The 13,248-nt window shown below is 28.7% G+C and carries 11 protein-coding genes; 3 read left to right on the top strand and 8 right to left on the bottom strand.

All coding sequences use genetic code 11. The features are described 5' to 3' along the window. Positions 1-54 precede the first annotated feature (54 nt). The 3 genes from ACZ5OA_RS02595 to lon are packed head-to-tail and all read left to right on the top strand — an operon-like array spanning position 55 to position 5,603. Positions 55-2,643 carry a valine--tRNA ligase gene (locus ACZ5OA_RS02595; RefSeq protein ID WP_464907968.1) on the top strand — a complete coding sequence of 863 codons (2,589 nt, stop codon included), beginning with the start codon at positions 55-57 and terminating at the stop codon, positions 2,641-2,643. Positions 2,644-2,645: 2 nt separating this feature from the next. Further along, positions 2,646-3,269, top strand: a complete 624-nt coding sequence (gene bamD, locus ACZ5OA_RS02590) for an outer membrane protein assembly factor BamD (RefSeq protein ID WP_464907967.1) — start codon at positions 2,646-2,648, stop codon at positions 3,267-3,269. Positions 3,270-3,278: 9 nt separating this feature from the next. Next, positions 3,279-5,603 (top strand): endopeptidase La, encoded by a 2,325-nt coding sequence (gene lon / locus ACZ5OA_RS02585; RefSeq protein WP_464907966.1) that lies wholly within the window; start codon positions 3,279-3,281, stop codon positions 5,601-5,603. A 64-nt stretch (positions 5,604-5,667) separates the two neighbouring features. Here lon and ACZ5OA_RS02580 read toward each other — a convergent pair whose 3' ends face one another. The 8 genes from ACZ5OA_RS02580 to ACZ5OA_RS02545 all read right to left on the bottom strand — a co-directional run bounded on the left by ACZ5OA_RS02580 (position 5,668) and on the right by ACZ5OA_RS02545 (position 13,238). Then, on the bottom strand, positions 5,668-6,168 hold the full coding sequence (locus ACZ5OA_RS02580) for a chemotaxis protein CheW (protein ID WP_464907965.1): 501 nt from the start codon (positions 6,166-6,168) through the stop codon (positions 5,668-5,670). Between the two features lie 9 nt (positions 6,169-6,177). Then, entirely contained in the window at positions 6,178-8,544 is a 2,367-nt protein-coding gene (locus ACZ5OA_RS02575; protein WP_464907964.1) for a hybrid sensor histidine kinase/response regulator, read from the bottom strand. Then, positions 8,544-9,497: a chemotaxis protein gene (locus ACZ5OA_RS02570; RefSeq protein ID WP_464907963.1), complete on the bottom strand. Its 954-nt coding sequence runs from the start codon at positions 9,495-9,497 to the stop codon at positions 8,544-8,546. Before ACZ5OA_RS02570 ends, ACZ5OA_RS02575 begins: the two co-directional genes overlap by 1 nt. Before the next feature lie 67 nt (positions 9,498-9,564). Continuing rightward, positions 9,565-10,257, bottom strand: coding sequence for a UDP-2,3-diacylglucosamine diphosphatase (locus tag ACZ5OA_RS02565; RefSeq protein WP_464907962.1), 693 nt, complete (start codon positions 10,255-10,257; stop codon positions 9,565-9,567). After that, entirely contained in the window at positions 10,214-11,197 is a 984-nt protein-coding gene (gene argC, locus ACZ5OA_RS02560) for an N-acetyl-gamma-glutamyl-phosphate reductase (protein ID WP_464907961.1), read from the bottom strand. Before argC ends, ACZ5OA_RS02565 begins: the two co-directional genes overlap by 44 nt. Then, complete coding sequence (gene dut / locus ACZ5OA_RS02555; RefSeq protein WP_464908315.1) at positions 11,194-11,622, bottom strand: dUTP diphosphatase; 429 nt, start codon at positions 11,620-11,622, stop codon at positions 11,194-11,196. The genes argC and dut overlap by 4 nt, the downstream gene beginning before the upstream one ends. Beyond that, positions 11,618-12,109 carry a transcription elongation factor GreA gene (greA, locus tag ACZ5OA_RS02550; protein WP_464907960.1) on the bottom strand — a complete coding sequence of 164 codons (492 nt, stop codon included), beginning with the start codon at positions 12,107-12,109 and terminating at the stop codon, positions 11,618-11,620. Before greA ends, dut begins: the two co-directional genes overlap by 5 nt. 238 nt (positions 12,110-12,347) lie before the next feature. Then, a complete protein-coding gene (locus ACZ5OA_RS02545) occupies positions 12,348-13,238 on the bottom strand; it encodes an HAD family hydrolase (protein WP_464907959.1) in 891 nt (296 codons plus the stop codon). Positions 13,239-13,248 lie beyond the last annotated feature (10 nt).

Genomic DNA, 13,248 nt, shown 5'->3' with positions numbered 1-13,248 from the left:
TAATTATAGCAAAGTTTAGTTATAATTATGAAAAAATTTAAAAGGAAATTTATAATGGAAAAAATTTATAATCCTAAAAATATAGAAAATAAATATTATAAAATCTGGGAAGATAGAGATTATTTCGAAGTTGACTATTCTAAAAAGAAAAATTTCGCAATTATGATGCCACCTCCAAATGTAACTGGAAGCCTACATATTGGACACGCTCTTACTTTTACATTGCAAGATATTATAGTTAGATATAAAAGAATGGATGGATTTGCTACTTTATGGCAACCAGGAACTGACCATGCAGGAATCGCAACTCAAAATGTAGTAGAAAGACAAATTTTAGCAACAGGCACTACAAAAGAGGAGCTCGGAAGAGAAAAATTTCTTGAAAAAGTATGGGAATGGAAAGCAAGCTGTGGAAATACAATTACAACACAGCTTAGAAGTCTTGGAGTAAGTCCTGCTTGGAAAAGAGAAAGATTTACAATGGACGCGGGACTTCAAAAAGCAGTAAAAAAGGCATTCAAAAGACTTTATGATGAAGGCCTTATAGTTCGAGGTAATTATATGGTAAATTGGTGCCCAAAAGACGGTGCTATAAGTGATATAGAAGTAGAATATGAAGAACATCACGGACATATGTATCACATCAAATATCCAATAGTTAATAGTGATGAATACATCATAGTTGCTACTACAAGACCTGAAACATATTTTGGAGATAGTGCTGTAATGGTAAATCCAAACGATGAAAGATATAAAGAATTAATTGGTAAAAAAGTTAGATTGCCTTTAATGGATAGAGAAATTCCAATAATTGCAGATGAATATGTAGATATGGAATTTGGAACGGGTCTCGTTAAAGTAACTCCAGCTCATGACCCTAATGACTACGAAGTAGGACTTAGACATAATCTAGAAATTATAAAAGTATTTGACGAAAAAGGTATTTTACTACCAATAGCAGGTGAATTTGCTGGAAGTGACAGACTAGAAGCAAGAGCTGATATAGTGCAAAAACTTCAAGATGAAGGCTTTATAGAAAAAATAGAAGAACATACTCATCAAGTAGGTCATTGCTACAGATGTAAAAGTGTAATCGAACCTTATGTTTCAACTCAATGGTTTTTGAAAAAAGAGACTGCCTTGCCAGCTATCGAAGCAGCAAACAAAGGTGATGTTAATTTCCACCCTGCTTCTTGGAAAAACAATTATGATGCTTGGATGAAAGAGCTTAGAGATTGGTGTATTTCAAGACAACTTTGGTGGGGTCATCAAATTCCTGTATTTTATTGTGATGAATGTGGAAATGAATGGGCTGATGAAGGCACTCCGAGTGAATGTCCAAAATGTAAAAGCACAAAAATTCGTCAAGATAAAGATGTTTTAGATACTTGGTTTAGCTCAGCTTTATGGCCTTTTTCCACTCTTGGATGGGGAAATGATGAATTTGGAGAAGGCAAACTTTGGAACACGGAAGATTTAGAAAGATTTTATCCAAATAATCTTTTGGTTACTGGTTTTGATATTCTATTTTTCTGGGTAGCAAGAATGATGATGATGGGAACTCACTTTGAAAATAAAGTGCCATTTAAAGATGTATATCTTCATGCACTTGTAAGAGATAAAAATGGTCAAAAAATGAGTAAATCAAAAGGTAATGTAATTGACCCACTTGAAATGATAGAAAAATATTCAACAGATGCTCTTAGATTTACACTTGCTATTTTAGCTGTTCAAGGAAGAGATATCAAACTAAGTGATGAAAAACTAGAACTTAGTAGAAACTTTACAAATAAACTTTATAATGCAACTAAATATCTTCTAATGAGTCAAGATAAATTTGAAGATTTAGACAAAATTGAAATCAAAACAGAACTTGGAAAATATATGCTTTATAAATTTAATGAAGCAGTAAAAAAAGTAAGAAATGAACTTGATGAGTATAAATTTAATGATGCAAGTATGACTCTTTACAGATTTTTATGGCAAGATTTCTGTGACTGGGGAATTGAACTTAGTAAAGCAAATAAAGATTCAGTAGCAGAGCTTGGAGCAATTTACAAAGAGAGTATGAAACTACTTCACCCATTTATGCCATTTATCACTGAATATTTATATCAAACTTTAAACAAAACAGATTTAGCTACAAATGATTCAATTATGATTATGGATTATCCACAAGTTCAAGAAGTTGAAAAAGTAGAAGAATTTGACATTATCATCGAAGCAATCACATCACTTAGAAGAGCAAAAGCTTTAATCGAAATGCCAAATCAAAGAATTAATAAAGCTATGGTTTTGGCTAAACTACCTACTTGGGCTTTAGCTTATATAGAAAAATTAGCAAAAGTTGAAAATATTGAATTGGTAGATGAAAGAATAGAAAATGCAGTAAGTGATATTAGTAATAATCTTCAAACTTTTATACCACTAAGCGATATTGACTTAACACCAATTATAAATAGACTTTCAAAACAACAAGAAAAACTATTAAAAGATAAAACAAAACTTGATAATATGTTAAATAACGAAAAATTTGTAGCAAATGCACCTGCTAATGTAATAGAAAAAAACAGAAATGAACTTGCTGAAATTAATAATAAATTATTAAGTATACAAGATGAACTTAATAAACTAAAAGGATAAAAATGAAAAAAATAGTTTTTGTAGCTTTTATAGCTTTTTTAATAATTGGATGTGCTGATAAAAATAGAAAAATTTCAAAGCAAACTGCTTTGACATGGCATAAAATTGTTTTTCACAATTTAACACCAATGGACTTGGATTCAGCAGATGATGCTTTTACTTCGTTAGGAGTAGAACATCCCGCATCAAAATTTATTCCTATTGATATGTTACAACTCTCCCTTGCACATGCAAAAAATCAAGAGCTTGAATTAGCTACTTTTTATATGCAAGAATTCAAAAAAAGATATGCTTCTTTCGAAGATAAAGAATGGGCTGACTATATGATATCAAAATATAAATTTTTATCAATCAAAGAAGCATATACTAATCAACAAGGCGTTAATGAAGCTCTAAAGTTTGTAAATTCAACTATACAAACATATCCAAATAGTATTTATAATTATGAATTAAATACAATAAAAACAAAACTTGAAATTACGAAAAAACTTTTCAGACAAAATATTTCAAATCTATACAAAAGAATTGATAAACCAAAATCTGCTGAAATTTATAAAACAGATATAAATAAAAGTGATATTATACCTCCATACATTCCTTGGTATAAAAAACTATTTTATTGGTAAGGAGTATAAATGAAACTAGAAAATTACGAAAAATTTCCTACTGAATTAGCTATTTTAGAAAGAGAAAATATAATATATCCATTTATGATAGTTCCTATTTTTTTAACAAAAAAAGAGGATATTAAAGTAGTAAAAGAAGCAAATAGTGATGGAAAATTACTGTTTCTTACTACAAAAACTCAAAATGAATCAGTGGGGACTATTGGTTCAATTCTAAGAGAAGTAGAACTTCCTGATGGAAAAATAAAAATCCTTTTTCAAGGAATAGCAAAAGGAACAATTAAAGAAATTACAAATGATAAACCTCTAAAAGGTATTATTGAGCTATCAAAAACTCCTAAATATAATAAAGTAGAAGTAGATGCCTTACTTGATACATTGAAAAATCATACATTAGAACTTTCAAAATATAATCCTGCTTTTCCCCATGATTTAATAAAAGTAATAAATGAAAATAATGATATAAATAGAATAGTTGATTTAATAACTTCTTCCCTTAAAATAGATAAAGTTAAAGCTTATGAGCTATTTAAACTAAATAATATAGAAGAAAAACTTCTTTTACTTATTAAATATATACTTGAAGAAATAGAAAATTTAAAAATAAAAAATGAATTAGCTAAAAAAGTAACTAAATCAATAAATGAAACAAATAGAGAATATTTTTTAAAACAACAACTTCAAATGATTCAAGAAGAATTAGGACTTACTAACAATAAAAATGAAGAAATTGAAGAGTATTATAAAAAATTAGAAAATTTAAAAAATAAAATGCCAGAAAATGCCTATAAAGAAATCAAAAAACAAATAGATAGACTTTCTAAAATGCATCCAGAAGGTGGTGAATATTCAACCACTGAAAATTATGTAGAATGGGCATTAGATATTCCTTTTGGTAAAGTTTCAAAAGCAAAACTTAGTGTAGATGAACTTCAAAAAAGACTTGATAAAGACCATTATGGCCTAAAAAAACCAAAAGAGAGAGTTGTTGATTATTTTGCAGCAAAAGAGCTTGTGGAACTTCGTGGAAAAGAGTATAAAGGTGCTATTATCTGTTTCGTAGGACCTCCTGGAGTTGGAAAAACAAGCTTAGCAAATTCAATTGCTAAAAGTTTAAAAAGAGAGCTTATTCGAATTGCTCTTGGTGGAATCGACGATGTTAGTGAACTAAGAGGCCACAGAAGAACTTATATCGGAAGTATGCCAGGAAGAATTGTTCAAGGCTTAATAAATGCAAAAAGTATGAACCCTGTAATGGTTCTTGATGAGATTGATAAAGTAGCTCGCCATAGGGGTGATCCAACTTCTGTATTACTTGAAGTTTTAGATCCAGAGCAAAATTCTAGTTTTAGAGATTTATATTTAAATTTTGATATAGATTTATCTAAAATTATTTTTATAGCAACTGCAAATGACATTTCACAAGTACCAGCGCCCCTGAGAGATAGACTAGAACTCATCTTTGTAGATAGCTATACACCAAATGAAAAATTTTCAATAGCAAAAAAATATTTAATACCACAAGAAATAAAAAAACATACTCTAAAAAAAACAGAAGTATCAATCAGTGATGGTGCATTGAAAATGATTATTGATGAATTTACACGAGAAGCAGGAGTTAGAAATTTAAGAAAAACAATTGCTAAACTTATGAGAAAATCTGCGAAAGAAATTCTAAAAGAAGATAAAAAAGTATCAATTACTATTAAAAATTTAGAAAGTTATCTTGAAAAAAGTTATGGTGGAATTGAAGAAATTGATAAAAAAGATAAAATCGGTGTCGTAAATGGACTTGCATGGACAACGGTTGGTGGAGATATTCTAAAAATAGAAGCTATCAAAATCAAAGGAAAAGGCTTACTTACATTAACCGGTAGTTTGGGTGATGTAATGAAAGAAAGTGCGAGAATTGCTCTTAGTGTGGTAAGAGTTCTCATAGATGAAGAAAAAGTAAAAGTACCTGAACTTGATTCAAAAGAGCCATATTACAAAAACTTTGATGTACATATTCATTTTCCTGCCGGAGCTACTCCAAAAGATGGACCAAGTGCAGGTATTGCCATGGTTACAGTTTTAAGCTCAATTTTTAGTAATAAAAAGATTAGACGAGATATTGCTATGACAGGTGAAGTTAGTTTAATTGGTGATGTTTTACCAATTGGAGGACTTAAAGAAAAATTAATTGCTGCATTTAAAGCAAAAATAAAAACAGTACTCATTCCTAAGAAAAACTATGAAAAAGATTTAGATGAACTTCCTGATGAAGTGAAAAATGGACTTGAAATAATTGCAGTTGAACGAGTAGAAGAAGTATTGAAATATAGTTTAATTTAAAAATACAAATATATTCGTGGATTTGTAAATCCACGAATAATATAATTAAATTTAGAAATAAGAATTAACTCTCAGTTTTAAGAAGTGTTTTTATTCTTAAAATAGAAATAATTCTATCATCTTTTCTTCCAATTCCTTCAATCATCATATCTTTATCCATTCCTGTATCAGGTGCTGGTAAGATTGATGATTCTTCTATTCTAAGAGCTTCTGTTAATCTATCTATTACAAAACCAGCAAGTTCATCCCCTATTTTAATAACTACAAATCTAACATCATCATCAAATTCGGCTTCAGGAGCATGAAATTTTTTTCTTAAATCAAGTAAAGGTAATACATTACCTCTTAAATTAAAAACTCCCAAAACATAATCTGATGTAAAAGGAACTCTTGTCCATTCTATTGGTTTTATAATCTCTTGGATAGAAAGAATAGGAACTGCAAATTCTTCTTCTCCCACAATAAATCCAACTAATTGAACTATATTTTTTTCTTGTTTTTCTTGATTTGTAAAACCTTGTTGTTCTTGTTGTTGTTTTACCACATTTTCTAATTGATTACCCATACTTATCCTTTATGATAATTTCAAATTTCTTTTTAAAACATTAGCTAAATAGTCCGGTGTATAAGGTTTTGTGATATATTCATTCATACCGACTTCCACACCTCTTACTCTATCTGATTTTGTAGTTCTACTTGTTACTGCAATTAATGGAAGATTTTTAAATCTATTATATTTTCTAATTTCTTGAGCTAATGTGTATCCATCCATTTTTGGCATTTCTATATCCACTAAAGCTGCATCTATATTTGAATCATTTTTTAGAATAGCTAATGCTTCTTCCCCATTTGTTGCTTCTTTTATTTGGAAGCCTAATGGCTCAATAGATTTTTTCATTATTTTTCTATCTGTACTTGAATCATCTACAACTAAAATCACATAATCTTCTGGTTTTTCTTTTTTATGTTTTTTTGATATTGTATTTGTAACAACTGTATGAGAATGTGTTTCTTTAGCAAGTTTCATAAGAGCTGCGACATCTACAATTAAAGTAACTTTACCATCACCTCTAATAGTGGCCCCTGCTATCCCTTCTATTCCTTTTAGATATTCTCCAAGAGATTTAATAACTATCTCTTCTTGTCCAATTAATCCATCAACAATAAGTCCAACTTTACTTGCCCCTACCCCTAAAACAACAACATATAAATATTGATTCATTCCAAGAATTTTTTCAATTTTAAATATATCACTCATATTCACAAGAGGTAAAACTTCATCTCTTAATTTAAGTACTGATTTACCTTCTACTGCCGAAATATCTTCTATCGTGATTCTAACTGTTTCAATAACATTTGCCAAAGGAATTGCAAAAAGTTCTTCTTGTGCAGCTACTAAAAGTGCTTGAATAATTGCTAATGTTAAAGGAATTTTTATTTTGAAAATACTTCCTTTACCAAGTGTTGAATCAACTTCAATAATACCATTTAGTTTTTCAACATTTGTTTTAACAACATCCATTCCAACACCTCTACCACTTACATTTGTAACTTTTGCCGCCATAGAAAATCCAGCTCTAAAAATAAGCATAAAGGCTTCTTTATCACCCATCATATCTGCTTCTTTTTCAGAAATAATACCTTTTTCTAATGCTTTAGATTTTAGCATATCAGGATCCATTCCTTTACCATCATCCGCAATTTCAATTACAATTTGATTACCTTCGTTATATGCTTTAAGCTCAACTGTTCCAACTTCTGGTTTTCCTTCTGCAACTCTTTCTTCTGGAGTTCCAATTCCGTGGTCAACAGAGTTTCTAATCATATGCATCAAAGGATCACCAATTTCTTCAATAATTGATTTATCAAGTTCAGTCTCTTCCCCAGTGATAACCAAATTAACTTTTTTACCAAGATCACGACTAAGGTCTCTAATAACTCTTGGGAATTTATTAAATACTTTACCAATTTGAAGCATTCTAGTCTTCATAACCGCAATTTGAAGATCGGTTGTAACTATTGAAATAGAAGAAACCACTTGATTTAGCTCATCTAAGAAGTGTTCACCTTCATATCTCTCTTCAACATCATTATAAATTTTTATAAGTCTATTTTTCGATAATACAAGTTCTCCAATTAAATTCATTAAATTATCAAGTCTATTTACATCAACCCTAATTGTTTGTTCTACGGTTGAAGCTTTTTTAGCTGGAACAGCTTTTTTAGGAGCTGTCTTTTTAGGAATTGGTTTTGTTTCTACTTTTTCAGGAATTTGTTTTTCTTCTTTTGGCTCTTTTTTAGGTTCTTCTTTTGGAGATTCTGATTTATTTTCTGAAGAATTATTTTTTTTCATTTCTTCTCTAAGTTTTTTATCCTCTTCTGCTCTTTTTGCAATTAATCTTTCAATTTCAGCTTCTACTTCTTCTGGTGACATATTTTCTAAATCAGCTTCTGAAATATCATCTTCATTATTGTCAACTTCTATTTCTTTTTGTTCTGCTGATTCTTCTTGTTTTACTGATTCTTCTTCACTTTTAGTAGCAACTGCTTCACCCTTTGAAATAGCATCAAGTTTAGCTACAACTGGATCTATAACAATATCATCTGTTACATCTGTTCCATTATCTCTAATATTTTCAAGTAATGCTTTCATCATATCCACAGATTCTAAAATAACATCCATAATATCAGGAATAATTTTAAGTTCACCTTTTCTAGCTTTATTTAAAATATCTTCCATATGATGAGTAAGTTTAGTTAAAACATCAAGATTTAAAAAGCTTCCACTCCCTTTAATTGTATGAGCGACTCTAAATATTTTATTTAAAAGTTCTAAATCATCAGGATTAGATTCTAATTCAACTAAATCTTGATCAAGTTGTTCTATCATTTCAAAAGCTTCAATTAAGAAGTCTTCCATTATTTCTTGCATTTCATCCATTATCCATCCTTTTGATGAGATTTTATCACCTCAGCTATTTTTTTAACAAATTCTCCTGATTTAAATTTCACTAAATACTCTTCTCCTCCTGCTTCTTCACCTCTTTTTTCACTAAAAGCATCAGAAATTGAAGAACTAAATACAATTGGAACTTGTTTAAATCTAGCATCATCTTTTACTCTTGCTGCAAAATGGAATCCATCCATTCGTGGCATTTCAACATCTGAAAGAATTAACTTTAATTTATCTTGCACAGAATCTCCGTATGTTGCATATAATTCATCTAATTTCTTTAGACCTTCTTCTCCATCTGTAGCTTCAATTACATCAAATCCCATTTTTTTAAGAGCATCTTTTTCTATTTTTCTAGCAGTTGCACTATCATCTAAAATTAAAACCATTCCATCAAATTTTTCTATTTCAATATCAGTATTAATTGAAGGACTATAAATACCAAGCTCTTCTACTATACTTTCTAAATCTAAAATAAGTAATATTTCATTATTTTCAATTCTTGTAACACCTGTTATTTTACTTTTATCAATGTTTTCACCACCTGCACTAAATGTAGCTGGTTCTATATCTTTCCAAGAAATTCTTCTGATTCTTTTTGCTTCATGAACTATAAATCCTATTAAAATATTATTAAATTCAGAAATAATAACTCTTGGAGTAATATGTGATTCTTCAAGAGAAGGTACTTTAATTCCCATCCATTTTGCAAGATTTACTACAGGAACTACTATTCCTCTTAAATCAAAAATACCTTCTATATATTCTCCACCACCTGGAAGCTCAGTAAGCTCTGGCATTTTTATAATTTCCCTTACCTTTGCTACATTTATTCCATAAATACCCTCATATATTTTACCATCTGGCATTTTTTTATAAATTCTAAAATCAACTAACTCCATCTCATTGGAAGATACTTGTAATACATCGTTTTTTTTCATATAAATCCTTTGATGTTCTAATACATTATTTTATAATAACTTTTCACTTATTTCAAGAAAATTAAGGTTATTTTACTTTTATTTCTATAAATTGTTTATTTTCATACCTTAAATAAGATTTTTGACAATATAAAGATGGTAAATTCAAATAGTTTTTATATCTTTTGTTTTGGTGATAATGCCCTTCTATAATTAATTTACAACCCTTATATAACTTAATTTTCATTTTTGCTAATTCTTCAAACGAATACATTTGATCACATTTTATATTTTTAGACAAAATTTTTTTAAACATCCAATTATTTATAAAATTAAAACTAACTATATTTATAAATTTCATAAACCATTTTTGACGAATAATTTTCACATATAATTTATAAAATTTATCAGTTATATATATATCTCCATGATTTATGCAAATATCATCTTTTTTTAATTCTTTAAGTAAAATAACCTTTTTATCAAAAACATCTTCTAAACAAAAATCGTGATTTCCTTCAAAATAATAAACTTCTGTTTTTTTCGAAATTAAATTAATTAACTTTATTATTTTTTTATTATACTCTATTAAATATGGAAAATCTAAAAGAAGTTGAAAAATATCACCAACCAAAAATAGTTGGATTGGAGGAGTTTTGTTTAACTGGGTTAAAATATTATATAAAGTTTCATTTGAATGTTTATAATGAGAGTCAGCTATAAAAACTGCTCCATTTTTAAGGAATGTATGCAATATTTGGAATTCCCATATTTTCTTCATAACCCATCATAATATTTGCATTTACAACAGCTTGCGAAGATGCACCTCTAAGAAGATTATCAATAGTTGTATTCACAAAAAGACTATTCCCATTTTTCATAGCAAATATATCACAAAAATTAGTCCCTGCTACACTTTTTATATCTACTGGTTTATCTTTTATTCTAATAAAAGGTTCATTTTTATATTTTTCTTTCAAAATTTCTATCGGGTCAATATCTTCTTTTAAGTTTGCATATATTGAGATCATCATTCCTCTTGTAATTGGAAGTAAATGTGGAACAAAATTAATATCAAGCCCACTTTTTTCTTTTATCTCAATTGAATGACGATGATTTATTGGATTATAAGCGAACATATTTTCATTTATAGAAACATATTGAGTATTTTCATTTAGTTTTTTACCAGCGCCACTTACTCCACTTTTAGCATCTACAAAAACTGCTCCATCAATATACTCTTTAAATGGTAAAAGTCCAAGTAAGGTAGCTGTAGGATAGCATCCTGGATTTGCTAAAAGTCTTGTATTTCTAATATCTTCTCTAAAATATTCAGGAAGTCCATATACCGCTTTTGATAAATTTTTAGAATCTGTATGTTTTACATAAAAAGCTTCATAGTTTTCTTGAATAAGTCTATAATCAGCAGAAAAATCAACTATTTTTATATCTTCATTCATAAGTTCAATTACAAAATCCATCGCCGTTTTGTGAGGAACTGCTAAAAATACCAAATCATGTTTTGCAATTTGGGCAATATCAGCTTTTTTTATCTCTTTTTCAAAAACTCCTTTAAAAGCTGGATAAAGTTCTTCAATTCTTTCTCCACCTTTACTTGAAAAAATAGTTTTTATTTCAAATTTAGGATGATTTATTAAAATTTTAATAAGCTCAATCCCCGCATATCCAGTTGCTCCTACTATCGCTACACTTTTTTTCATTTTCCTGTACTCCCAAATCCTTTTTCACCTCTTTTTGTTTCACTAAGCTCATCAACTTCCTCAAACTTAGCTTGAATAACCTCTTTTATAATAGCTTGAGCTATTCTTTCACCTACTTTTATTTCAAATTCTTCTTCTGAATAATTTATTAGTAAAACTTTAATTTCACCTCTGTAATCACTATCAATTGTACCAGGTGTATTTAAAACTGTGATTCCGTGTTTATATGCAAGGCCACTTCTTGGTCTAATTTGAATTTCATATCCAGCAGGAATATCAAAAGCAAGCCCTGTAGCAATTAATTTTCTTTCTTGTGGTGCTATTTTAATATCTTCTATTGAATGTAAATCAAAACCTGCAGCTTCATCTGTTTGATATTCTGGAATTTGGGCCAAATTTGATAACTTTTTTACTTTTAAATTAATCAAAACAAATATCCTCAAAACAAATTTTATCTATTTCATAAGTTACCGCTCCACTTGGTAATTTAACTACAACCTCTTCTCCAGCTTCTTTACCTATAATTGCTTTTGAAAGTGGAGAATGGTATGAAATAAGTCCATTTTCTACATTTGATTCTGGTGTCCCTACTATTGTATAAGTAACTTCTTCATCAGTATCTACATTAATGAGTGTAACTGTGCTTCCAAAACTAACTCTTGCATGACTTGATTTACTTGGATCAACTACAACTGCACAACTTAAAATATCACTAAGCTCAGACTCTCTTCTCATTAAATGTTGTTGTTGCTCTCTTGCCGCGTGATATTCTGAATTTTCTTTCAAATCTCCAAGTTGTCTTGCTTCTTCTATTTCTTTTGCATTTTCAGGAAGTGCTTTTTCTTTTATATATTTTAATTCTTTACTAAGTTTTTCAAAACCATATTCCGTCATTGGCTCTTTTCTATCCATAAAATTATCCTTTTTTTATAAAATTATATCAAAGTTATTTTAAAAACAATTAACTAAATTTAAACACTAAACTAAATAAATGAAACAACTACAAATTTTAACGAAAAAAAGCGTTAAAAAAAGTGTGCTTCAAACCCGAAGGCCGCTTGCGTTGACACTTTTTAGCTTTTTGGAGTGTTAAAAAATTTGTTTTATTGTTGAATGTTTTAGTTAGTGTAAAATATATTTTTATTCATCATTATATCAAATCTCTTACAATATTTTTTGCTATTTTTTCAACATATCCTAAAAGTGCCATTTTAAGAGGTTTCCCAGATGAATAATCTGCTGGTAAAATTTGTTCTGCTCTTTTTGCTTCAATTGCTAATTGATATCCATTTGAATAAGTTTGTAATGTTTTTTCTTCATTTACCTTTCCATCAAAATTTTTTTCTTCTCTATAAACGGCAATTGGAATTCCACCATTTCTTTTGAGAAGAGAAAAAGCAGGGATATCAGTTTGTCCATCACCTAAAAATATAATATTACTAAAAGGAATTCTATGCTCATTTATCTTTTCATTTACTTTGTTTGGATTATCTCCTCTTTTTGGAGAAACTCCTTTACTTATCATATAAAGTTTTTGAGTTTTAATAGTATGTCCTACTGTCTCTTTTATGTAATTTAATTTTCCACTTTCATCTTCATCAAATTTACAAGCAAAAACCTCTCTAAAATTTAAATTATGTGCCTCAAACGCACCTTCTATCATTTCGGTAATTCCACCACTAATACAATAATACTCTATTTTAATATTTGCATCCGAAAATTCATCTTTTTTAAGTAAATTTTCTAAATCATCAAAAATTGAGTGCTGATTATTTTTTTTACTAAGACCTTCATATAAATCTATTTCTTTTCCATATTCGTAAAGTTTTTTATTATTAAGAACATAGCCTTTTTGTTTATTATAATCAATCAAACATCTTAAATATGCATGTTCTTGGTCATATCCCTTTTGCATAAATTTTTTAGCCTTGCTCCAACATTCGCTAGGTTTAATTCCCCATTTTTTGAAAATTATATCTTGTTGAAAATATGGTGACAAAGTAATATCAAAATCAAAAACAACCGCAATTATATTTTTCATTTTATTCCTT

The sequence above is a fragment of the Thioreductor micantisoli genome (assembly GCF_055392745.1).
The sequence above is the reverse complement of the archived record's forward strand: the minus strand, read 5'-3'. Positions and strand labels throughout refer to the sequence as shown.

What these genes read in the sequence shown, in the direction of transcription:
- ACZ5OA_RS02595 (WP_464907968.1), top strand. Translation starts at nt 55, where the DNA reads ATGGAAAAAATTTATAATCCTAAAAATATAGAAAATAAATATTATAAA.
- bamD (WP_464907967.1), top strand. Translation starts at nt 2,646, where the DNA reads ATGAAAAAAATAGTTTTTGTAGCTTTTATAGCTTTTTTAATAATTGGA.
- lon (WP_464907966.1), top strand. Translation starts at nt 3,279, where the DNA reads ATGAAACTAGAAAATTACGAAAAATTTCCTACTGAATTAGCTATTTTA.
- ACZ5OA_RS02580 (WP_464907965.1), bottom strand. Translation starts at nt 6,168, where the DNA reads ATGGGTAATCAATTAGAAAATGTGGTAAAACAACAACAAGAACAACAA.
- ACZ5OA_RS02575 (WP_464907964.1), bottom strand. Translation starts at nt 8,544, where the DNA reads ATGGATGAAATGCAAGAAATAATGGAAGACTTCTTAATTGAAGCTTTT.
- ACZ5OA_RS02570 (WP_464907963.1), bottom strand. Translation starts at nt 9,497, where the DNA reads ATGAAAAAAAACGATGTATTACAAGTATCTTCCAATGAGATGGAGTTA.
- ACZ5OA_RS02565 (WP_464907962.1), bottom strand. Translation starts at nt 10,257, where the DNA reads ATGAAGAAAATATGGGAATTCCAAATATTGCATACATTCCTTAAAAAT.
- argC (WP_464907961.1), bottom strand. Translation starts at nt 11,197, where the DNA reads ATGAAAAAAAGTGTAGCGATAGTAGGAGCAACTGGATATGCGGGGATT.
- greA (WP_464907960.1), bottom strand. Translation starts at nt 12,109, where the DNA reads ATGGATAGAAAAGAGCCAATGACGGAATATGGTTTTGAAAAACTTAGT.
- ACZ5OA_RS02545 (WP_464907959.1), bottom strand. Translation starts at nt 13,238, where the DNA reads ATGAAAAATATAATTGCGGTTGTTTTTGATTTTGATATTACTTTGTCA.